Here is a 22,202-nt window from a genome sequence, read left to right on the forward strand (position 1 = left end):
AACTTTCATCCGGATGCCGAGACGTCGAGGCGGTCGTAACCCACGACGGTTAGGGCTTCCCTTCCCCGGACGTTACTGATAATCAGTCGCATCATGGACACTCGCCCCGATCGTTCCGTCAGCCTCGAAACGCTGCCTCGCAAGCAGCATGGCATCGTTGCCGCGATCGAATGGGCGCGACTTGCCGATCCCGAGGCGCGTCGCCTCCGCGAACTAGGCTTCGACGAGGGTGTCGATGTCGAGGTCCTCCACCGCGCGACTCTGGGCCAAGGTCCGATCGCCTGCCGCATCGGCCGGATGACGGTTGCGCTCCGCCGTGCGGTTGCCGGCGCGATCCACGTGTCGCCGACGCCTGCCGCGGCTGAATAATCCCATAAAATGAATGCAGCACCGCTGGTTGCGCTGGTCGGCAATCCCAATGCCGGCAAGAGCGCGCTGTTCAACGCGCTCACGGGTGCGCGCCAGAAGGTCGGCAATTATCCCGGCGTCACGGTCGAGCGGAAGGTCGGGCGGCTGATGCTCGACGACGGCCGGCCGATCGAGCTGGTCGACCTCCCCGGCGCGTACAGCCTCGAACCGTCTTCCCCCGACGAGCGGGTAACGCGCGACGTCGTCACCGGCACGCAGGATGGCGAACGCCTCCCTGATGCGCTGGTCGTCGTCGTCGATGCCGCCAATCTCGACAACCATCTCCGCTTCACGCTCCAACTGATCGCGCTCGGCCTGCCGGTCGTGGTCGCGCTCAACATGGTCGATCTTGCCGAGCGCGACGGGCTGAAGCTCGACCCCAAGGTTCTCGAACGCGAACTCGGCGTGCCGGTGATCCCGACGGTCGCGGTGCGCAAGCGTGGCCTTGACGAGTTGAAGGCGGCCTTGTCCGGGATCGTCGTCAACGGCCCGATGCGCCTGCGCAAATCCGACGGCAGCGTCCAGGACGACATCGTCACGCTCCAGCGCCGCGCGCGCCAGATCGCGACGTCGGCGACCGTATCCGAGACGCAGGTCCGCCGCTGGACGCACATGCTCGACGCGGTCGCGCTGCACCCGGTCGCCGGGCCGATCCTGCTGCTCGCGATCATGTTCCTGATGTTCCAGGCGGTGTTCAGTTGGGCGCAGCCGTTCATGGACGCGATCGATGCGGGCTTCACCGCGTTGCAGGGCTTCCTGACCGCCGAAATGCCCGATTCGCTGCTCCGCTCGCTATTGGTCGACGGCGTGATCAAAGGCGTCGGCGCGGTGATCGTGTTCCTGCCGCAGATCCTGATCCTGTTCCTCTTCATCCTCGTCCTCGAAGCCAGCGGCTACATGGTCCGCGCGGCGTTCCTGATGGACCGGGTGATGGCGAGCGTCGGGCTCTCCGGCCGCGCGTTCATTCCGCTGCTGTCGAGTTTCGCCTGCGCGATTCCGGGCATCATGGCGACGCGGACGATCGACGACGAGAAGGACCGGCTGACCACGATCCTGATCGCGCCCCTGATGACGTGCTCGGCGCGCCTGCCGGTCTACACGCTGATCATCGGCGCGTTCATTCCTAACACGCAGGTGCTGCCGTTCGTCGGGTTGCAGGGGCTGGTGATGCTTGGCCTGTACGTGATGGGCATCGTCGGCGCGTTCGTCGCCGCGCTGGTGCTGCGCCAGACGGTGACCAAGGGCGTGTCGTCGGGCTTCATGATGGAGATGCCGAAATACCAGTGGCCGCAGTGGCGCGACGTCGGCATCGGCCTGTGGAGCCGCGCGCAGATCTTCCTGAAGCGCGCTGGCGGGATCATCTTGACCTCGACGATCATCCTGTGGGTGCTGCTGAGCTTCCCCAAGCCGCCCGAGCAGCCCGCCGGTGCGCCGAAGATCTCGGCGGTCGATTATTCGGTCGCCGGGCGCATCGCCAACGGGATCGCGCCGGTGTTCGCACCGATCGGGTTCAACCGTGATATCGTCCTCGCGCTGATTCCGGCGATGGCCGCGCGCGAAGTCGCCGTCGCGGCGATCGGCACCGTCTACGCGATCGACGATCCCGACAGCAACCAGGGCGGCAAGGCGATGGTCGAGAACCTGCGCGGCCGCTGGAGCCTGCCGACCGCACTCGCCTTCCTGATGTGGTTCGTGTTCGCGCCGCAGTGCATTTCGACGATCGCCGTCACGCGTCGCGAGACAAATGGGTGGAAATGGCCGGCGTTCATGGTTGGCTATTTGTTCGCCGCCGCCTACATCATGGCTGGCATTACATACTGGCTGGCGGTGTTCGCCGGCCTCTGAGGGGCATCATGGCAGGCAGCGTCAACAAGGTCATCATCGTCGGCAATCTGGGTCGCGACCCGGAGAGTAAGGCGTTCCAGAACGGCGGCAAGGTCGTCAATCTGCGCATCGCGACATCCGAGTCCTGGAAGGACAAGATGTCGGGCGAGCGCAAGGAAAAGACCGAATGGCATTCGGTCGCGATCTTCAACGAAGGTCTCGCGAACGTCGCCGAAAAGTACCTCCGCAAGGGCTCGAAGGTCTATATCGAAGGCGCGCTCCAGACCCGGAAGTGGCAGGACGCGCAGGGCCAGGACAAATATTCGACCGAGATCGTGCTGCAGGGCTTCAACAGCGTGCTGACGATGCTCGACGGCCCGAACGGTGGTGCAGGCGGTGGTGCAGGCGGCGGGGGTGGTAGCCGCGGCGGTGGCGACGACTGGGCCGGCGGCGGTGGCGGCAACGACTTCGGCGGTGGTTCGTCGGGTGGTGGCGGTGGTTACGGCGGCGGCGGCGGTCGTGGCGGCAGCGCGCCTTCGGGTGGCGGTAGCGGTGGCGGCGGGGCACGCGGTGGCAGCTTCGGCCAGACCGGCGGCTTCTCCGACGATCTCGACGACGACGTGCCGTTCTAAGCTCGATGACGACGCTGTATTCCGTTCCCAAGACCGCCACGTTCGACGAGGCTGAGCGCTCCCGCGTGATCTCGGCCTACGACGTTGCCGGCGCGCGCGCGAAAGGCCAGTTGGACGACATCGTGTCGTTCGCGGCCGAATTGTGCGACGCACCGGTCGCGTTGCTGAGCCTGGTCGAGGAGGAATATCAGCGGTTCCTCTCGCGCACCGGCACCGATCTCGAACAGACGCCGCGCAGCATGTCGTTTTGTGCGCACGCGATGCACCATCACGAAGTCATGGAGGTGGCCGACGCGCGCACGGACCCGCGCTTTACCGACAATGCGCTGGTGACGGGCGAACCCTATGTGCGTTTCTATGCCGGTGCGCCGCTGGTCTCGAGCGAAGGCGTACCACTCGGTGCGCTGTGCGTGCTGGCGCCCGATCCGCGCGAGGGGCTAACCCGGTTCCAGCGCGACGGCCTGACCCTGCTCGCCAAGGCGGCGATGGGGCGGCTCGACGATCGCCGCACCGCGCGCGAACAGGCGTTTGCCGAAGCCGAGGCGCGGCGGACGCTCGAGGCGAGCGACCTGCGGTTCCGGACACTCGCCGACACCATGCCGCAGATGGTGTGGTCGACGCTCCCCGACGGCTTCCACGACTATTTCAACGCGCGCTGGTACGAATTTACCGGCACGCCCGTCGGGACAACCGACGGCGAAGGCTGGAACGACATGTTCCACCCCGACGATCAGGACCGCGCCTGGGCCGTCTGGCGCCAGTCGCTCGACACCGGCGAGCCGTACAACATCGAATACCGACTCCGGCATTTCGACGGCACCTACCGCTGGGTGCTCGGCCGAGCACTACCGGTGCGCGACGAAAACGGCGCGATCCAGCGCTGGTTCGGTACCTGCACGGACATCCACGAACAGAAGCTGGCCTACGAAGAACGCGAGATCATCAGCCAGGAGCTGAGTCACCGCATCAAGAACATCTTCGCGGTGATCGCCGGCCTGATCGCCTTCGCCGCACGCGGCAAACCCGAATGTGCCGGGATCGCGACCGACCTGCGCCACCGCATTACCGCGCTGGGCCGCGCGCACGACTTCGTCCGGCCCCACAGCGCGAACTCGCGACCATCGGCGGCGCAGAACAGCCTTCATGGGTTGTTGCAGGAGCTGTTCGAGCCGTATCAACGCGTCGACGGCATGCGCGTGATCGTATCGGGCGACGACGTGACGATCGACGATCGATCGGCTACGCCACTCGCGCTGCTGTTCCACGAGCTGGCGACCAACGCGACCAAATATGGCGGGCTCGCGACCGAAATGGGCACCGTGCAGATCATCGTGGCGGCGATCGGCGACACGGTGACGCTGACATGGAGCGAGGAAGGTGGCCCGGCCGTGATCGAACCGACCACACCTTCGGGTTTTGGTACGCAGCTCATCGAAATGAGCGCAGTGCGTCAGCTCGGCGGCAAGATCGAGCGCACATGGAATAGCGCGGGCCTGACCGTGGCCGTGGATATCCCGAAAGCCGCCTTCAGCCGTTAACGAATGCGGATGATATCGTCGTGGATGACCGGTTGCTCGTCACAGGCGAGCGCGGCGGCCGCCAGGATTGCTGCGTCGCTGAACGGTTTGCGGATGTAGCCAAGGCATTCCGCATCGCCGATCTGAGCGGGATTGGCGGTGACGAACACGACTTTGACGCCGTACTCGGCTGCCATCCGCTTGGCGATTTCGGGTCCGGTCGGTCCGTCACGCAGGTTGATGTCGACAAAGGCAAAACTGCAACCCGGCGCGGCCGCGATCGCGCTCTCGCGATCAGCCGCGATCCCCGCCACGCCGTATCCGGCATCAGTGAGGATTCTCTCGAGGTCGAGTGCGACGAAAATCTCGTCTTCGACAATGAGGGCGGTCTTGGTCATCGGCGTGTTAACCGGTCGCCGACCGATCGGTTCCGCGCCGATACTGATCGCCATCAATATCGGGCGACATAGTGTTACATTTATCGCGGCGCCGTTACCGCCGCCCTTAACGCCGCAGCAGGAAGACTGCGTGCTCGGCGAGCAGATTGGCAGCGCCCGCGCCGGTCCGCTTGTCACCCGACAGGAACCAAGCGTCCTCGACGATGATCCCACGCGCTTTCACGAAGGCGCGGAAATCGTCGATCGTGACGTGGTGGATGTTGGGCGTGTCGTACCAGCTTTCGGGCAATTGCCGCGTCACCGGCATGCGGCCACCCCACAGCAACGACAGCCGCACGCGCCAATGCGCGAAATTGGGGAAGCTGACGAACGCGCGGCGGCCGATCCGGAGCAGGTGGTCGAGCACGAGATCGGGCGCGCGCGCGGTCTGCAGCGTCTGGCTGAGGATCGCGTAGTCGAAGCTCGCGTCGGGATAGCCCGCAAGATCGATATCCGCATCGCCCTGGATCACCGACAGCCCGCGCGCGACCGCGGAGGCGACATTGTGCGCGTCGATCTCCAGTCCGCGCGCGTCGACCTCGCGCGTGTCGCGCAGCGCCGCCATCAGCGCGCCGTCGCCACAGCCGATATCGAGCACGCGGCTGCCCTGCGCGACGTTCTCGGCGATGACGGCAAGGTCGGTTCTGAGCGTCATGGTGCGGTCCGTAGCTGCTCGGCGAGGCCAGGGGCGAGCCGTTCCATGTAGCGATCGGCGCGGACCAGCGGGTGGAAGCCGAGCCCCGCATAGACGCCGTGCGCGTCGGCAGTGACGAGGCCAATCCTCCGCAGTCCTGCGAACGAGGGGTGATCAAGGAACCAGCTGACCATCCGCCGCCCCAACCCCTGCCCGCGCACGGACTCCTCGACCCAAACGTCGGCGAGCCACGCGAATGTCGCGTGATCGGTGATCATCCGAGCGAACCCGACTTGCGTTTCGCCCTGATACGCACCGAGGCAATGCGAGCCGGCGATCGCGCGTTCGACCAGGTCGCGCTCGATCCCCGGCGACCAATAGCTGCTCGCCAGCCAGCCATGGACGCGGTCGACCTGCAGCTTGTCCACGTCGTCGGACAGGATGATCGTCATCGCCCTGCCCTCAGAAAACCATCGACGACCCGGTTGAGATCGGGCGCCTCCAGCAGGAACGCATCATGGCCGTACGGGCTCGACAGTTCGACGAAGCTGACCGGTGCGCCGGCCGCGTTGAGCGCCTGGACGATCGCGCGCGACTCGGCGGTCGGGTAGAGCCAGTCGGTGTCGAAACTGACGAGGCAGAACCGCGATTTGGTCGCGCGGAAGGCGTTGGCGAGCAGCCCGCCATGCTCCTCCGCCAGATCGAAATAATCCATCGCCCGCGTGATGTAGAGATACGAGTTCGCGTCGAACCGGTCAGTGAAGGCGAGGCCCTGGTGCCGCAGATAGCTCTCGACCTGAAAATCCGCGTCGAACCCGAATGATTTCGCATCGCGTGCTTGCAGCCGACGCCCGAATTTCTCGGTCAGCCCGGCTTCGGACAGATAGGTGATGTGCGCTGCCATCCGCGCCACCGCAAGCCCGGCGGTCGGCGCGTCGTCGTCGTGATACTCGCCCCCGCGCCAGTTCGGATCGGCCATCACCGCCTGCCGGCCGACCTCGTGAAACGCGATGTTCTGCGCGGTATGCCGTGCGGTCGCGGCGATCACGACGCACGCCTTCACGCGGTCGGGGAAGGTCGCGGGCCAGCTCAGCGCCTGCATCCCACCCATCGATCCGCCGACCACTGCGTGGAGCACGCCGATGCCGAGATGGTCGAGCAGCATCGCCTGCGCGCGTACCATGTCGCGAATCGTGATGACCGGGAACCCCATCGCCCAGGGCCGCCCGGTCGCCGGATTGATCGTCGCGGGGCCCGACGAGCCCATGCAGCTGCCCAGCACGTTCGCGCAGACGACGAAATGTCGCGCGGGATCGATCGGCTTGCCCTCGCCGACCATGCGGGTCCACCAGCCGGGCTTGCCGGTGCGGGGGTGATGCGAGGCGACGTGCTGGTCGCCAGTCAGCGCGTGGCAGATCAGGATGGCGTTCGAGGCATCGGCGTTGAGCGTACCGTAGGTCTCGTAGGCGATATCGACCGGCGACAGCAGCACGCCGCCATCGAGCCGCAGCGGCCCCGGCAACGTGACGCGCCGCGCGAGGCCGAAGCGCTGGTCGGTGTCGTGGCCGGTCCCGGGGTCGATGGCAGGCGTGTCGAGCATGCCGCGCGCTACCATAAGCGCCCGCGAACATGCCAGCGTTGCGTCCTCAATCCTCCCCCGCAAGGGGGAGGTGGCTGGCCCTTTCCAGACGGAGGGGGAGGACAGGAACACAGCTGTTGCGTCGCCCTCCCCCTCCGTCGCTTCGCGCCACCTCTCCCTTGCGGGGGAGGATAAGTCAGTCCGACGATCCGTTCGCCTACACCACGCACAAACATTGCCACCGCGGCACCGTGCCCGCTATGTCCCGCGACCATGACAAACATCATGCCCGCACCCGCGCCGAAGCCCTGGATCATGGGAATCGCGCCGTACACGCCCGGTCGCTCGACGACCGATGATGGCCGCACGGTGATCAAGCTGTCGTCGAACGAAAACCCGCTCGGCACCAGCCCCGCCGCGAAGGCCGCGTTCGATGCCGCCGACCGGACGCTGGAACGCTATCCGGACGCGGGCGCGACCGCGCTGCGCGAGGCACTGGCGGCGCATTACGATCTAGATCCAGCACGTGTGATCTACGGTACCGGTTCCGACGAGATCCTGCATCTGGTCGCGGGCGCCTATGCGGGCCCCGGCGACGAGATCATCCACGTCCGCTACGGCTTCGCGGTGTACGAGATCGCCACGCGCCGGGTAGGGGCGGAACCGGTGATCGTCGACGACCGCGACTATGCCACCGACGTCGACGCGATCCTCGCCGCCATCACCGAGCGAACGCGCGTCGTTTTCGTCGCGAACCCGAACAACCCGACCGGCACGTTCACGCCGCGTGCGGAAATCGCACGGTTGCATGCGGGGCTGCCGAAGTCGGTGCTGCTGGTGCTCGACCAAGCCTATGCCGAATATCTGTCGCCAGAGGAGGACGATGCCGGTCTCGCGCTGGCGATGACCGAGGCGAACGTGCTCGTCACGCGGACCTTCTCGAAGATCCACGGGCTGGCCGCCGAGCGGATCGGCTGGGGCTATGCCTGCGCGCCGATCATCGACGCGATGCACCGCATCCGCGCACCGTTCAACGTAACCACCGCAGGCCAGGCCGCCGCGGTCGCCGCGATCGGCGACACCGCTTTCGTCGACGCGACGCGCGCACATAACGACACGTGGCGCGGCTGGTTCGTCGAGCAGATCGGGCAGATGGGCAATGCGGGCTTGCGCTGCGTGCCGTCGAAGGCCAACTTCGTGCTGGTGCTGTTCGAGGGCACGCTGACCGCCGACGCCGCGTATCACGGGCTGATGGACGCGGGGTACATCGTCCGCTGGCTGCCGGGCCAGGGCCTGCCCAACGCGCTGCGCATCACGATCGGTACCGAGGCGGAAACGCGCGGCGTCACCGCGGCGCTGCGTGCGTTGGTCGAAGCCGCCTGATGCTGCCGTTCGCGCGCGTCACGATCATCGGGCTGGGACTGATCGGCTCGTCGGTCGCGCGCGCGGTGCAGGCGACGATGCCGACGGTCCGCGTCACCGGCTACGACGCCGACGCGAGCGTGCGCGAAACGGCGGACCGGCTGCAGTTCTGTGACGACGTTGCAGACTCGGCCGGCGCCGCGGTGATCGACGCCGACCTCGTGATCCTGTGCGTCCCCGTCGGCATCATGGGCGACGTCGCGCGCGAGTTCGCGGCCGAGCTCCCCGCCGATGCGGTCGTCAGCGACGTCGGCAGCTGCAAGGCCGAGATCGTCCGAGCGCTGACCGAGGCGCTGCCGAACGCGACCGTCATCCCCGCGCACCCGGTGGCGGGCACCGAGCGCTCAGGCCCCGAGGCGGGCTTCGCGACGTTGTTCCGCCACCGCTGGTGCATCGTCACGCCCCCCGAAGGCGCCGACCCGGTCGCGGTCGAACGCGTCTCGGAGTTCTGGCGGCGGCTCGGCGCGCAGGTCGAGACGATGGCGCCCGAGCACCACGACCGCGTCCTCGCCGTCACCAGCCATCTGCCGCATCTGATCGCCTACACGATCGTCGGCACCGCCGGCGACCTGGAGGAAGTGACCCAGTCCGAGGTCATCAAATATTCCGCCGGCGGCTTTCGCGACTTCACGCGTATCGCAGCGTCGGACCCGACGATGTGGCGCGACATCTTTCTCAACAACCGCGAGGCGGTGCTGGAGATGTTGCAGCGCTTCTCGGAGGATTTGAGCCATCTCCAGCGCGCGATCCGCTGGGGTGATGGCGATGCGTTGTTCGACCTGTTCACGCGGACACGGGCGATCCGGCGGAGTATCGTGGAGCAGGGCCAAGACGACGACGTCCAGGATTTCGGGCGTACGCACGGCTGAAGGGGTGCTTGCGCTTACCCGAGCGTAACTACCCCGGCGGAGGCCGGGGCCCAATTGGGTAGGCCGGAGTAAAGACGCGCAACGCACATTCGCGATGTCCCCCTATTGGGCCCCGGCCTTCGCCGGGGTGGTGAACTGTTGGGGGTAGCCTTCCGACCCTAATCCAGCGCGTTCATCGCCGCATGCACTCGCTGCTCCGCTTCCTCCCGCGGCAAGCCCGGCGGTACCACCTCGCCGAACCGGAAGGTGATCACGCCAGGCAACTTCGGGCCCTTTCTCGGCCATACCAGCCCGCTGTCGCACGCGATCGGCACCGTCGGCATTTTCAACGCACGGTACAGCCCGGCAAACCCTGGCTTGAGCGGCGGATGCTCGCCCGGTGATACGCGCGTTCCTTCGGGAAAGATCAGGATCGAGCGGCCGGTCGCCTTCGCCGCGGTCGCCTCGCGCATCATGCTGCGCATCGCCGTCGCCGACGCCTCACGGTCGACGACGATCGCGCCATAACGCCGCGCCGCCCAGCCCCAGGCCGGGATATCCGCCAGTTCGCGCTTCAGCACGATCGCAGGGCCATCAAGCAACGCCTGCAATTCGAGCGTCTCGAACATCGCCTGATGCTTGCACGCATAGAAGGCCGGCTCGGCCGGGCGCGTCCCCTCGATCCGGATATGCACGCCGAGAATCCACCGCGCGCACCAGCGATGGAAGCGCGTCCAGATCGTCGAATGCACGATCACGGCCCGCGATCCGAACAGCGCCGAGATCGGCACGGTCACCACGATCGGTACCGAGATCGTGTAGAAAACGAGCATGAACGCCCAGTTACGCAGCCAGATCATCCGCCATATCCAATCCACAACGCGATCCGGCGAAGGATCAACTTGTTATATTCGTTGACCAAGGTCCCGAGTCGCGGCGTACCCGGCACGCCATCGCCGAGAATCACGACATTCTTGTCGAGCGCCGCCGACAGCTCCATCCGTGCCCGCGCCACATGCCAGTCCGACGTCACCAGCCGCACCGACCGGTATTTGTGCACGCGCACCCACTGCGCGGTCTCCTCGGCATTCGACCGCGTATCGACCGCATCCGCGCCCAGATCGATACAGCACGCGAACAAAGCTGGCGACGTCCGGTATTCGAGTGCGAGATCGATCGGCCGCACCCCCGGCGCGACACCCGTCACGAGCATCCGCTTCGCCTGGTGATCGCGCAGCAGCGCGATGCCGCGGTCGATCCGCCCTGCTCCGCCGGTCGGCACGACGATCGCATCCGAGGTGAACCCGTTCAGCGGCTTGGGCAGCATCAGCATGAACAGCGCGAAGCCGAACGCCCAGGCGAGCGCCACGATGCCGAACAGCCGGACGATCACAGGATGTGCCTCAGCGCGCGGACGATCGTGACGCGGGCGGCGAGCGTGGCGAGGATGACGAACGCGACGGGCAACAGCGCGAGCACCACCCAGTCGACCCCACTAAGCGTCACCCCGCCGAGCAGATCCGAGCCGAGCCCGTGCAACCGGATACCGATGAACGCGATCACCAGCAGCGCGGCGACGCCACCACCGATGCCACCGATCGTCGCATCGAGCGCGATCCGCCGCTGGAACAGCCGCGCGACCTGGAGATCGGTCGAGCCGAGCATGTGCATCACCGCGATCGTGGCGCGATGCGTCTGGAGCCCCGCACGGGCGGCGAGCACCACCACCGCGGCGGTCGCGCTCGCCATCAGCAGGACCAGCGCCAGCGCGAGGAGCGTCAACGTGCGCATCACGTCGTTGACCGGCGACATCCAGCTTTCGTGCCGGTCGACGCGGACACTGGGATTCAGACGCCGAACCGTAGCCGCAACGCGCGACGCGGCGGCCTCGTCATGGTCGGCAAGGTCGACGTCGATCATCGCCGGCACGGGCAATTGCGGATCGGCGCCGTCGGAGCCAAGCCAGGGTTGCAGCAACCGTGTTAGCTCCGCGCGATCGACCGGCGTCGCCGTCGCCACCGCCGGCATCGTCCGCAAGGCAGCAAGGACACGGGCAGCGGCAACGTCACGCCGCACCGGATCGCCATCGACGACCTGCACCGTCAACCGCCCCGCCAACTGTCGATCGAGCAACCGTGCCGCGCCCGCGGTCGCAAGCCCCAGTGCGGCGGCGAGCATCGTCAGGAACAGCATGATCGCCATCACCCACGTCATCGCACGCAGACCGCCCGCTTCATCGAGCACGCGGCGCTCTGCCGAAGACCGCGCTTTGGTCGCCCGACTCATGAATCGGGCCGCGTCGGCGGATAGCGGAGCGCGCCCGTCGGATCGAGCAACCGCCCACGATCGAGCCGCATCATCTGCGCGCCCGGTATCCGCCCCAGCAGATGGAAGTCATGCGTCGCGACGACGACCGTCGTCCCCAGCTTGTTGAGCGATTCGAACAAATGCAGCAGTCGCTCGGCCATGTCGGGATCGACGTTGCCGGTCGGTTCGTCCGCAACCAGGATCTCGGGGCGCGCAATCACCGCGCGCGCGATCGCGACACGCTGTTGCTCGCCGCCCGACAATGTCGCCGGTCGTGCATCCGCCCGGTCGCCGAGTCCTACCCAGGTGAGCATCTCACGCACCGGTTGCTCGATATCCGCCTCGGGCATCCCGGCGACCCGCAACGGCAGCGCGATATTGTCCCAGGTCGACAGATGCGGGACGAGCCGGAAATCCTGGAACACCACGCCGATCCGTCGCCGAAACCCGGGCAGCCGGTCGCGCGACAACACCACCGCGTCCTCGCCGAACAGCCGGATGACGCCGCGCGTCGGCCGTTGCGCGAGATACAGGAGTTTCAGCAACGAGGTCTTGCCGGCACCGCTCGCGCCGGTGAGAAAATAGAACGCACCACTGCGCAGCGTGAAGCTGAGGTCGGACAGCGTCTCGGGGCCCGCGTCCGGCCCCGAGCCGTATCGCAGCCCGACATTTTCGAATTGGACGATATTCGCCATGACGTGGTTGCGCCCGCTCTCGCCCGCTTGATGCCCGTGCCAATGCCCGTATTGGCGCTTTCGCATGAAAGCGCGCGCCGCTTCAAGCTTGCCACATAGACGGGCAGCGTGCTTATTCGGAACATGAACGGTTGCGCTCCGGCGGCCGCTGGTGAAGCGTCTCCATGATCCTCCAATGTCCCGAGTGCAGCACGCGCTATCTGGTCCCCGACAGCGCGATCGGCGGCGATGGACGCACCGTGCGCTGCGCCAATTGTCGACATAGTTGGTTCCAGGCGCCCGCACCGGTGATCGAGGATGCGCTGGAAATCCCGGTCGCGACGCCGGTCGCGCCCGTGCCGCCGCCGCTCGCGCCGCTGATGCGGACGCCGGACCCGGTCGAGAGGTTCACACCGTTTGCCGCTGCGCCCCCGACCCCGACCCAGATCGCGCCGGAACCAGCCTTTGCGCCTCCCGAATTCATCGTCCCGGATTATACGTCGGTCGCCGAGCAGCCCCCATATACGCCGCCGCTGAAACCTCGGCGCAATACGGCCCGGTGGTGGACCGTCGCCGCGGTCCTAGCCGGGCTGTTGATGATGATCGCGGTCGGATCGATCGTCTATCTCGGCGCGCCGGGCGTGGTGGCCAAACTGGGATTCGGGCTTGGCAGCGCAGAGACGCCGTTGCGGCTGCGTGACAATCCGATCGAGCGACGCGAGCTGGAGAACGGCTCGGAGCTGTTCGCGGTCAGCGGCCAGGTGACCAACCCGTCGGACCAGCGCCAGCGCGTCCCCGACATCCGCGCCGAACTCCGCGATGCGCAGGGACGGCTGGTGTATAGCTGGACGATCACGCCGCAGCAGCGGACGCTGGCACCGGGCGGTGCCGTCGATTTCAACTCGGCGACGCTGAACGTGCCGCCCAACTCGAAGCGGCTCGAACTGAGCTTCGCGGGTGAGGCGACGCGTTAGCTTTACGATCCCCCCCGTCAGGGGAGGATCACGTCAGCCCTCCCCGTCAGGGGAAGATCGAATCAGCGCCGCAATCGTCGGCTTACGATCCAGAAGCGGCCGCCGTGCAGGATCGCGGCGGTCAGCATGCCAAGGCCAGAGGCGTAGACCAGCGCCATCGGGCCGACACCGGCGTGCACCATCCACCAACCCGCGCCGCCGGTGACGACGAAATACGCGACGATGCTGTTCACGCCCGTGACGACCTGATCGCCGAGCGACCGGAGCGCGTAGACCAGCACCACTTGCGCGCCGTCGAACAGGATGAACGGCGCCCACACCGGTAGCATCGCCAGCGCGACGGTATGCGTGGCGAGGTCGGCCGGAAACGCCGCGACGATCGGCCCGCGCGCAACGATCAGGACGATGCCGCACAGGCCGAGCGCGAGCATCGACAGCCCGGTCGCGATCAGCGCGCGGGAGATGCCCGCTCTGGGATCCCCCTCACCCACCGCATTGCCCACGCGGACACCGCAGGCCGACCCAAGCCCAAGTGCCAACCCGAACGTTACGTTGTGAACCGAGAACACGATCTGGAACGCATGCGCGACATCGTCGCCGAACTGCGTCGACAGCGCGATCAGGATCGAGAAGCCGGCAAGCTCAAGCCCGGACGCGACGGCGGGGACGATTCCGAACACCGCGAGTGCGGCAATCCCGGCCGGCACACCGCGCCATGCCGCAGGGTCGATTCGCCGAACTCCGCGCTCCTTCGCGCGCGGCAGGGTCAACGCCGCCGCGATCATCCCGACCGCCCCCAGCCCCGACGCGATCGCGGTCGCCGTCGCCGCCCCGACCGCGCCCATCGCCGGCAGCCCGAGATGACCGCCCGACATCGCCCAGGCGAGCACAGCGTTGAGCGGCAGGATCGATAAATTCACGACCGCGACACGGCGCGGTCGGCTGACGCCCTCTAGGAAAAAGCTGGCGGCGACGATCATCAGCTGCGGCGGATAGGTGAACGCCATCACCCGCACGACCCGCCCGGCCGGCTCGACCAGCGCAGGCGCGACACCGATCCCGGCGAGCATCGCGTCCGCGAAGACGAACATGACGACTCCTACGACGAGCCCGAGCAGTAACCCCAACACCAGCCCTTCGCGGAGCACCTGCCCGGTACGCGGCAGATCCTCCGCCCCATCGGCACGTGCGGTATGCACGAGGACGCCCGACAACCACGCAAGCCCGGTGACGATCGCGATGAACGTCAGCGAGCGGCTCGCGCCGAGCGCCGCCACCTCGTGCGCGCCGACCAGCCCGACGACGATCACGTCGGTGACGTGCAGGATCGTCCAATTGAGGCTGGTCAGCATCACCGGCCACGCCAGCGCGAGCACGCGCCGCGTTTCGGCTCTGGTATCGGTCGAAAAAAGGAAGCGGGGCATCGTTTGCGGTACCGGACGAACGGTTTTTCGCAAAGGCCGTTGCGTAGCGTTCAAACCCTTGCTAGTGGCGCTCGCCTACCAGATGCCGGGTCCGCCCGGTGATGTTTCATGGGCGGCCATGGCGGAACTGGTAGACGCGCAACGTTGAGGTCGTTGTGGGCGAAAGCCCGTGGAAGTTCGAGTCTTCTTGGCCGCACCATTTTTTTCTGACGAGAGTAAATACCCCCTTCGAGGGCCCCCCTTGCTGCGCGTGTGCGTTGGCTTGCTTGGAGGAATTTGCATGAGTTCGATCGACGACACGATCATCAATACGCCCGAGGGCCCGATGACGTTTGCGCAGTGGAAAAAGAAGAACCCGGTCCAGCTGCCCTCGCGCCGAACCAAGGGGAAAAAGCTCCCGAACAAGGTGAAGCTGACCACCGACGAGAAATAGGCCGGCAACATTCCCCTCCCGCAAGCGGGAGAGGAGAAAGTCAGTGCCGCTCGTCCGAACTCCACGACCCCTGCTTCGCCCGGATCATCCGCGCCTGAAACTTCACCCGTTGCCAGAACGTCGCATCGTCAAGCCGCCATTGGCGAATCGCCTGCGTCGCCAGCGTCTCGATCAACGCCTCACTCGTCGCTGCGTCCTGCATCGCGAATGCTCGTGCGAGATCCTCGACGCACGGACCATGATCGGTAAAGTCGCGCGGCAGCGGCATTGGGACGGGTTGGTTCGGCATCGGCATCGGTCTCTCTCCCTGTATTATCCCCGCCCGCCGAACAGCGCGCGCGTTGCGCCACCGATCGTCGCTTGGTCGAATTTCAGCCGCATCGTCACGTACGGCCCCTGCCGCGTGTAGCGGTCGTCCTCGAAATCGCGGTCGCGGTAGCCCGACACGTTATAGCCTGCGGTGATCCACGTGTTCTGCGCAGGCGACACGCCGACCGACGGACCACCGCTCCACGACCAGGCGCCGCGCGACCAGGCATGCTGCGCCGATCCGCTCACGCCGATATCGAACCGCGTACCGATATCCTGGCGCAGCTCGAACCCGGTGACGTCGATATACCCGTCATAGGTGTCGTCGGCGAACCGTCCCGCGACGTATTTCGCGCCGTAATACAGCGTCGCCTCGGTGCCGTGGCCGAGCCCTTCCGGACCGGTGCGATAGTTCACCGCGAGGTTGTTGATGATCCGCGACGTCACCTGATCGCCGCCGCCATAGGCGGGTACGCCAAGGGCATTGGAGTCGGTGAACCCCGCATCCGCGCTCTCATGCCGCAGCTCGAGTCGTTCGAGCACCGACCAGCGGCTGTCGAGCGGGCGGAACGCAAGCGCCAGATCGGCGGTGGCATAGGTCGCGACCGCGCCGCTCTTGTCGGTAATCGTGTACGCCTTGATGCTCGACGCCAGCGTCTTGCCCTGTCCAAGCGTGCGCAGGAAGTTGGTGGTGATCCCCCAGCGATCGCCGCTGTCGGCATTGCGGTATTCGAGCCGCCCGTTCACCGACCAGCGTGCCTGGCGGTAGGTCGCGCCGAGCGTCATCGCGGCGTAATCGCCGTTTGTCTGGTCCTGCCCGACATAACCGCCCGAGGTGACTGGCTGGAACGCATTGACCACCGCACCGTCGGGAATCTTGCCGTTCAGCGTGTTGCTGGCATCGAGCGTGCCGTCGACGGTCCAGTGCTTGCCGAGCGGCACCGACTGGCTGAGGCCATATTGCGCATAAGTCCGCGCGCCGTTCTCGCCGATCGCCTGCTGGTTAAGCGTGCTCATCAGCTTGGCGCCGGTCCAGGGCGCGACGTCGACGCCGAACTGCTTGGTATGCGCGACATAGCCGTCGCCATTGGCGATCTCATACCCGCCGATCAGGCGGATGCCGGGCTTGATCCGGTAGGCGAGCTGAATCTGGTGGCGCACCGGGAAGTCGATGCTGTCGCTGTCGCCGCCGGGTGCAAACTGCGTCTGCCCGGTCACCGTCAGCTTGTCGCCGAACAGCGCCTGGCTGCCGCCGAGCGTGAGCAACCGGCTGTCGCGGTCTTTGCCGTCGACGCCGCGATCCGCCGCATACTGGCCGCCGACGAAGATCGTGCCCGTGTTGCGGCGATATTCGAGGCGGACGTCCGCGGCGGTCCGCGTCCCCGCGCTGTCGAGCTGCTGCTGGTGCCAGGCGACCCCCGTCAGGCTGATGCGGTCGGTCAGCCGCAGACGACCATCGAGCCCGAATTTGCGCGTACCCGCTTCGACAAGGTTCTGCTGGCCAACGCCGAACGCGGTATCCTGCTGACGTGCATAAGCGAGCAGGTCGAGCTTCGTCCCATGATGATCGACCTCGGCGAGATAGGCGAGCCCCTGCCCCAGCCCCTGCCGCCCGCCCTTGGCGATCTCACCGCGCAGTTCGGTGGTGGCGGTCACGCGCGCCTTGATATCGGCGCCGAGCACGGTGGCCTTGCCGACGGTCTCGTCGCGGATGACCGCGACGCCGACCTCGACCCGGCCATCGGCCAGCTTGGTCGCGACGCGCCCAGCGGCCGCGAGCTTCGACGACTTGCCGCCCTCGACCTCGTAATCCGCGACGATGAAGATCGGGTTCAAATTGCCGTCGCGGCTGAGGATCGGCTGGCGGAAGCGGACCGTGCCCATCGACGTATCGATGTCGTAGTCGATGTGGCGGGTCAGTTCGGTGCTCGAGACGATCAGCTCGGAGCGGAAGCGGTCGCGCGTCTCGAGCCGCAATTTGTCGCTGTTCGGGACGATGTTGCGCCCCGACAGCCGGTATGGCCCGCTCAGGCCGTTGCCCTGGATCTCGTCGCGCGAATACAGCGTGTCGGTGTTCGCCGCGAACCCGGTCGCGCGCACCCGCTTGCCCTCGTACGCCGCCTTCACGCCGTTGAGCGTACGGCTGTAGCGGGTCAGCTGCGCGTCGGTGAAACCGGTCTCGAAATCGCCAAACAGCGCATAGAATTCGCGACGCTCGAGCCGCAGGTACAGCTTGCGGCGGGTCGCCGCGTCATAGCCCTGGCGCGAACCGTCGCCATAGACGGTGTAGTAGCGGTCGGGGTCGATCGTGCCGAGCAGGCCGCGGTCGGGATCGTATTTGCGATCGCTGTCATAGGCGATCGTCGCCAGCCATGAGCCCTTGACGCGACCCTTGGCGTAGAAAGCGAGCTGGCCGTCGGTGACGACGCTGTTGCGCTGCGACCGCGGCAGGCCCGATTGGCGCTTGCTGAGCATGTCGTAGCCAAGCGAGCCTGCGCCGAACCCGACCACGACCCAGTCCTTGGCGGACGCTGCGAGCCAGGCGCGAACCTCGTTGGCGTGGACGACCTTATCCTCGGTCAGCGAGACGACGACGTGAACCGCGCCGGCCTGCGTGGTCGGCTGGAGAGCGATGAAGGCCAACCCGTCGTCACCGACCACCTGCGCGGTGGTGGACGAGCGTTCGCGGCCGGCAAGCTGGCGCCCCTGTTCGAGCTCGGCCTCGACCGCGGCGGTATAGGGCTGGTCGACGGTGAACGGGACAAGCGTGCCGGCGCGGACCGGGCGACCGGTCTTGTCGGTGACGCGGATCGCGATCAGCGGGCGGGTCAGGCCATCGGCGACGAGCCGGCTGCTGGCCGCGTCGAAAACCGCGCGGACGCCGGGGCCGGAATAATACACGACGCGCTGGAGGGTCTTCACGACGCTGCCATCGGCGGCAAGAATGCGCGCATCGAGGCGATTGTCGCCGTCGATCAACGGGATACCGGTCCAGCGGGACACTGCGATATCGGTGCCATCGCGTGTGTCGGTACCGTCGAACGCGAGGGGCTCGACCTGCTTGCCGTTGATCGTGAGCGCGACGCGCTGGCCCGGCATGTGTTTGATGACCGCACGGATGATCGGCGCGCGCGGGTTGTGGTCGGCGGTCGGGAACAGCCAGTCGATGCCGGCCGCCTGTTCGCCCGTCAGCCAGTCGCGGCTCCCCGCAGCGATGGCGGCATCCGCGACCGCGACGGGAAGGCCGGCATCCGCCACCTTGGCCTTGCCGGTCGGCTTCAGCTGGAAGTCGACGCGCTTCAGCAACCCGCCCCCACCATCATTGGCGCCCTCGACGAAGCGCGAGATCGGGCTGTTCGCCTGGCGCGTGTCGATATCGCAGGCGACCGGCGCGTGCGTCGCGGGGATGCTCGCCGTGTCGATCTGGACGACGTGACGCCCAGCGCGGACGCCCTCGAAATGATATAGCCCGTCGCGGTCGGTGGCGACGAACGTGCCGTCCTCCATCAGCAGGCGAATGCCGGGCACGCCCTTGCGTTTGTCGACCGGATCGCCGCAATTCCCCTCCGTGACGCGGCCGATGATCGTCATCGCGTCGGTGAACAGCAGCGGGCGCAGACGCACGGAAGCCGCGGCTTCGTTGCTGGTAATGGTACCCTGACCGGCGACGCGCGCGCGATTGAGTGCTTCGCCGGTCGGGGCGCCCGGTGCGATGCTGACAACGTATTTCAGTTCGGTCGAGGCACCGGCGGCGAGCACCGGGATGACGAAATCGAGGTTGCGGCCATCGCTCGACACGGTCGGCTCGTCCCCGCCGCGCGCGGAATTACGTTCGTAGCGCAGGCCGCGGGGCAGCGTGTCGGCGACATGGAGCCCGCGGGCCGGGACAGAGTCACGGTTGGTGATCCGCAGCAGATACTGGACGAAATCGCCCGGCGACGCCTCGCGCACGGAGGCGACTTTGGTCAGCAGCAGCGTGCCCGCGCCGGGGCTGTCCAGAGGGATGTCGGCGGAGAAGGGCTCGGGCGTCGACAGCGTCAGCGATCCACCAAAACTCGTGTCGTTGAGGATGAACGGCCTGCCCTGCGGGTCCTTGAGCGCGGCCAGCGTGGCGCGGTCGACGGTGGAGGGCGCGGTATAGGTACCGGGCGGCGCGACCTTGATGAAATAGCGCCCCGGCGCGGTCAGCGGGAAGCGATAGCGCCCGGTCTCGCCAGGATACATGCGGCCGCCGGCGTCGGTGACCGCGTCGCCGGTGACGACGGTGGAAGGATAGCGGCTGACCCCGTCGTCGCCGAACACGGTCGCGGGCTGGCCTGTCTCGTCGACCAGCGACACGGTCGTGCCGTCGATCAGCGCGCCGGTCCGCGAATCGAAGGTGTAGCCGGCCGGGTCGATCAGCAGCGCCGCCATCGAAGCGAGGCTGTAGCCGTCCTCCGAAAAGCTGAGCTTAATCGTCGCGCCGCGCTGGTTGCGAATGTCGCACGCGGCGAGTTCGGGATGCTTGCCGGTTGCGCTGGCGGGGATGCCGCCGGCGAAGATCCCGCTGTCGACGGCGGTTTCGGTCAAGGTCAGCGTCGTGTGGATCGTGCCGACGTCGACATCGATGACCGACGTCTCGCGCAGGTCGGGATCGTGGTTGCCGGCCTGGTTGTCGAGCACCAGGATCATGTCCGCGTAGATGTCGACCGCGGCGACCCAGGGCGATGCGGCATAGGTCGCAGCGTCGATCGGCGACGGCGTGAACAGGAGCGATGGCGCGGTCTGGCACTTGGCACCGGTCAGCTCGTAATTCGGCGGCGGCAGGCGAAAGGTGAGCGTCGTCGGACGCTTGGCGCGGTTCACGTCGAGCGCGACCGTATTGGACGGGATCGCACGCACGCCAGAGTCGCTGGCCGCATCGTCGAACGACAGCGTCGCGGTATTCTGGATACGCGTCTGGGCGCTTGCCGGCAGGATACCGATGACAAGCCCGATCAGCGTCAGGAATAAAGCGCACAGGCGCAAGAGGCGGCGGAAGCTGGGCATCAAGGGTCCGCTCCCGGCACGCGTCCTTCACGCGCGCCGGGATCGGTCGGTCCTTTCGGGTGCGAGGGTGTGGGCTTAGTTGATCGTCACGCGGAACGTCGCTGCGACCGATGTCCCGCCGAGCAGGACCGGGATCGTCGCATTCACCGTCTTCGTGTTCGTGTTGAACGAGCCGGTATAGTTGAGCACCGGCACGGTCACCGATCCATCGTCCGCCAACGGTATACCGCCGACGATCCCCGTCAGCAGGCACGTATTCCCGAGCGCGATCGCACCGATCGAGAGCGAGTTCGTGACATAGGTGGTGTTGGCCGGGATGACGTCGGTGAGCACGACGTTGGACGCCGGCGTGCCGACCGTGCCGTTGTTGACGATCAAGCAATATTGCACGACCGCGCCCGGGATAGCTTTTGGCGAAAGGGCAAGGTTGACCGGATCGTTCAGCACCAGTTGCGACTTGGCGACGCTCAAAGCGACATTGCGCGTGGTGATCTCGTAGCCCAGCGACGCGCGGCCCTGCCCGTTCAGCGCAACGTCGCCGCCGAGGCCATCGGAGTCGTTGTCGGCAAAGACCACATCGACGACAGCATCGTCGTTCGGGGCGACGCTGGCCGCCAGCGGCAAGCCCTGCGCGGCTGCATCACCACCCGCCGCGACCTGTGCGATCAGCGTGATGCCGGCAAGCGCGTTAGCCTGGTTGTTGGGAATGTCGGCGACGATGAAGACGACCGCCGACTGATCGGCACCGAGCTCGTTGATGTAGGTCACGGTATCGGTCCCGGCGTCATAGGTGCCGTTGCCGTTCGAATCGACGTAGATGTGGATATTGGTCACGTCGAAATTGTCGCCGGTGAACAGGTTCGTGATCGGCGTCTGGCTCGACGACAACAGGAAATCCTGCGTGCCGTTGGTGTTGTTGGTGACCTTGAACGTCGTAACCGCCGCGGTCTGGCCGATCGCCACCTGTGTGTTGTTCGGCTGGTTCGCGATCACGGTCAGGTTGACCTTGCGGTCGACCACGAAGCTCGTCGTGTTCGACGTCGCCGACTGCTGGACGCCGTTGACCGAGTAGCTGGCCTGCGCGGTGTTGGTGACCGACGTGCCGGCGGCAGTGCCGGCAGGCCCCGGTGCCTGCGCACTGGCTGTATTGGTCGCGATACCAAGCGACACGACCGCAGCCGTTCCGGCCATCAGCGTGCGAATTACCCCTTTTGCGTACATTCCGAATTATTCCTTCTGTGTAGATTGCGAGAGCTGGGTCGACGGAGGCGCACTCATTTCAGGACGGCCTGGAACGCGAACTGACCTTGCGAACCGGCCGCTAACGGGCTTGCGAGGCGCCACCGGACGCTGGTGACATCGTTGGGGCTCGCCGCGCGCGTGCTGCCGTCGAGGCTGCGGACGCGCAGCGTGGCGAGCGAACCGAAAGTCTTGCCGTCGACCGACACGTCGGGTGCCGGCGAGCCGGGATTGGCCGAGCGATAGGCGATCTGCCGCGGCAACGGATTGTCGAGCACCACGTTGCTCAGTAGCTGCGTACCGGTGTTGCGATAGGCGAGTACGAAGATGACCTTGTCGCCCGGCGTCACCTTCGACGGTTTCACCAGCGCGATCCGCGTGGTGCCGTCGGCGGCTGCGGCGCGGCTTTCGACCAGGATACTGCTGGTGACCTGCAACGGCCCTGCGGCCGCGGAGGCGACGGCAGCAGTGGCCGCCAGGACGGCGGCAATCATCGGACGCGTGATCATGACT

At 66.7% G+C, this 22,202-nt stretch carries 21 protein-coding genes and 1 tRNA gene; 9 read left to right on the forward strand and 13 right to left on the reverse strand.

Annotation, left to right across the window (positions count from 1 at the left end; all coding sequences use genetic code 11):
- The first annotated feature begins 93 nt into the window (after positions 1-93).
- Genes U1763_RS15835 through U1763_RS15850 form a run of 4 tightly spaced genes read left to right on the forward strand, consistent with a single transcriptional unit; the run spans position 94 to position 4,402 of the window.
- The gene (locus U1763_RS15835; protein ID WP_332755947.1) at positions 94-369 is read left to right on the forward strand and encodes a FeoA family protein; all 276 of its coding nucleotides are present in this window, start codon (positions 94-96) and stop codon (positions 367-369) included.
- Positions 370-378: 9 nt separating this feature from the next.
- Positions 379-2,253, forward strand: coding sequence for a ferrous iron transporter B (gene feoB / locus U1763_RS15840; RefSeq protein ID WP_332755948.1), 1,875 nt, complete (start codon positions 379-381; stop codon positions 2,251-2,253).
- An 8-nt stretch (positions 2,254-2,261) separates the two neighbouring features.
- A complete protein-coding gene (gene ssb / locus U1763_RS15845) occupies positions 2,262-2,864 on the forward strand; it encodes a single-stranded DNA-binding protein (RefSeq protein WP_332755949.1) in 603 nt (200 codons plus the stop codon).
- 5 nt (positions 2,865-2,869) lie between these two features.
- Positions 2,870-4,402: a sensor histidine kinase gene (locus U1763_RS15850; protein WP_332755950.1), complete on the forward strand. Its 1,533-nt coding sequence runs from the start codon at positions 2,870-2,872 to the stop codon at positions 4,400-4,402.
- Here the strand turns inward: U1763_RS15850 and U1763_RS15855 are convergent.
- The 4 genes from U1763_RS15855 to metX all read right to left on the reverse strand — a co-directional run bounded on the left by U1763_RS15855 (position 4,399) and on the right by metX (position 7,052).
- Positions 4,399-4,779: a response regulator gene (locus U1763_RS15855; RefSeq protein ID WP_332755951.1), complete on the reverse strand. Its 381-nt coding sequence runs from the start codon at positions 4,777-4,779 to the stop codon at positions 4,399-4,401. The genes U1763_RS15850 and U1763_RS15855 overlap by 4 nt on opposite strands.
- A gap of 106 nt (positions 4,780-4,885) precedes the next feature.
- Entirely contained in the window at positions 4,886-5,473 is a 588-nt protein-coding gene (gene metW, locus U1763_RS15860) for a methionine biosynthesis protein MetW (protein ID WP_132897370.1), read from the reverse strand.
- Complete coding sequence (locus U1763_RS15865) at positions 5,470-5,904, reverse strand: GNAT family N-acetyltransferase (protein WP_332755952.1); 435 nt, start codon at positions 5,902-5,904, stop codon at positions 5,470-5,472. The genes metW and U1763_RS15865 overlap by 4 nt, the downstream gene beginning before the upstream one ends.
- A complete protein-coding gene (metX, locus tag U1763_RS15870; protein WP_332755953.1) occupies positions 5,901-7,052 on the reverse strand; it encodes a homoserine O-acetyltransferase MetX in 1,152 nt (383 codons plus the stop codon). The genes U1763_RS15865 and metX overlap by 4 nt, the downstream gene beginning before the upstream one ends.
- Before the next feature lie 264 nt (positions 7,053-7,316).
- Here metX and hisC point away from each other — a divergent pair, with 264 nt between their 5' ends.
- Both hisC and U1763_RS15880 read left to right on the forward strand, forming a co-directional pair.
- The gene (hisC, locus tag U1763_RS15875) at positions 7,317-8,414 is read left to right on the forward strand and encodes a histidinol-phosphate transaminase (protein WP_332756244.1); all 1,098 of its coding nucleotides are present in this window, start codon (positions 7,317-7,319) and stop codon (positions 8,412-8,414) included.
- Positions 8,414-9,322, forward strand: coding sequence for a prephenate/arogenate dehydrogenase family protein (locus U1763_RS15880; protein WP_332755954.1), 909 nt, complete (start codon positions 8,414-8,416; stop codon positions 9,320-9,322). Before hisC ends, U1763_RS15880 begins: the two co-directional genes overlap by 1 nt.
- Before the next feature lie 158 nt (positions 9,323-9,480).
- Here U1763_RS15880 and U1763_RS15885 read toward each other — a convergent pair whose 3' ends face one another.
- Genes U1763_RS15885 through ftsE form a run of 4 tightly spaced genes read right to left on the reverse strand, consistent with a single transcriptional unit; the run spans position 9,481 to position 12,303 of the window.
- Entirely contained in the window at positions 9,481-10,161 is a 681-nt protein-coding gene (locus U1763_RS15885) for a lysophospholipid acyltransferase family protein (RefSeq protein ID WP_332755955.1), read from the reverse strand.
- Positions 10,158-10,694 carry a YdcF family protein gene (locus tag U1763_RS15890; RefSeq protein ID WP_332755956.1) on the reverse strand — a complete coding sequence of 179 codons (537 nt, stop codon included), beginning with the start codon at positions 10,692-10,694 and terminating at the stop codon, positions 10,158-10,160. Before U1763_RS15890 ends, U1763_RS15885 begins: the two co-directional genes overlap by 4 nt.
- Positions 10,691-11,587, reverse strand: coding sequence for a cell division protein FtsX (locus tag U1763_RS15895; protein ID WP_332755957.1), 897 nt, complete (start codon positions 11,585-11,587; stop codon positions 10,691-10,693). Before U1763_RS15895 ends, U1763_RS15890 begins: the two co-directional genes overlap by 4 nt.
- The gene (gene ftsE / locus U1763_RS15900) at positions 11,584-12,303 is read right to left on the reverse strand and encodes a cell division ATP-binding protein FtsE (RefSeq protein ID WP_332756245.1); all 720 of its coding nucleotides are present in this window, start codon (positions 12,301-12,303) and stop codon (positions 11,584-11,586) included. Before ftsE ends, U1763_RS15895 begins: the two co-directional genes overlap by 4 nt.
- Before the next feature lie 164 nt (positions 12,304-12,467).
- Here ftsE and U1763_RS15905 point away from each other — a divergent pair, with 164 nt between their 5' ends.
- Positions 12,468-13,256 carry a DUF3426 domain-containing protein gene (locus tag U1763_RS15905; protein WP_332755958.1) on the forward strand — a complete coding sequence of 263 codons (789 nt, stop codon included), beginning with the start codon at positions 12,468-12,470 and terminating at the stop codon, positions 13,254-13,256.
- Positions 13,257-13,318: 62 nt separating this feature from the next.
- Here the strand turns inward: U1763_RS15905 and U1763_RS15910 are convergent, their stop codons facing one another.
- The gene (locus tag U1763_RS15910; protein ID WP_332755959.1) at positions 13,319-14,680 is read right to left on the reverse strand and encodes an MATE family efflux transporter; all 1,362 of its coding nucleotides are present in this window, start codon (positions 14,678-14,680) and stop codon (positions 13,319-13,321) included.
- A 112-nt stretch (positions 14,681-14,792) separates the two neighbouring features.
- On the opposite strand from U1763_RS15910, the gene U1763_RS15915 reads away from it, so the two are divergent.
- A tRNA-Leu gene (locus tag U1763_RS15915) sits at positions 14,793-14,879 on the forward strand.
- An 81-nt stretch (positions 14,880-14,960) separates the two neighbouring features.
- Entirely contained in the window at positions 14,961-15,113 is a 153-nt protein-coding gene (locus U1763_RS15920) for a hypothetical protein (RefSeq protein ID WP_332755960.1), read from the forward strand.
- Positions 15,114-15,153: 40 nt separating this feature from the next.
- On the opposite strand, the gene U1763_RS15925 is transcribed toward U1763_RS15920, so the two are convergent.
- The 4 genes from U1763_RS15925 to U1763_RS15940 all read right to left on the reverse strand — a co-directional run bounded on the left by U1763_RS15925 (position 15,154) and on the right by U1763_RS15940 (position 22,198).
- Complete coding sequence (locus U1763_RS15925; RefSeq protein ID WP_332755961.1) at positions 15,154-15,408, reverse strand: hypothetical protein; 255 nt, start codon at positions 15,406-15,408, stop codon at positions 15,154-15,156.
- 17 nt (positions 15,409-15,425) lie between these two features.
- Positions 15,426-20,450, reverse strand: coding sequence for a hypothetical protein (locus tag U1763_RS15930; RefSeq protein ID WP_332755962.1), 5,025 nt, complete (start codon positions 20,448-20,450; stop codon positions 15,426-15,428).
- A gap of 75 nt (positions 20,451-20,525) precedes the next feature.
- Complete coding sequence (locus U1763_RS15935; protein WP_332755963.1) at positions 20,526-21,671, reverse strand: hypothetical protein; 1,146 nt, start codon at positions 21,669-21,671, stop codon at positions 20,526-20,528.
- 53 nt (positions 21,672-21,724) lie between these two features.
- The gene (locus U1763_RS15940) at positions 21,725-22,198 is read right to left on the reverse strand and encodes a hypothetical protein (RefSeq protein ID WP_332755964.1); all 474 of its coding nucleotides are present in this window, start codon (positions 22,196-22,198) and stop codon (positions 21,725-21,727) included.
- Positions 22,199-22,202 lie beyond the last annotated feature (4 nt).

This window comes from Sphingomonas sorbitolis (genome assembly GCF_036663875.1).
GTDB lineage: Bacteria > Pseudomonadota > Alphaproteobacteria > Sphingomonadales > Sphingomonadaceae > Sphingomonas.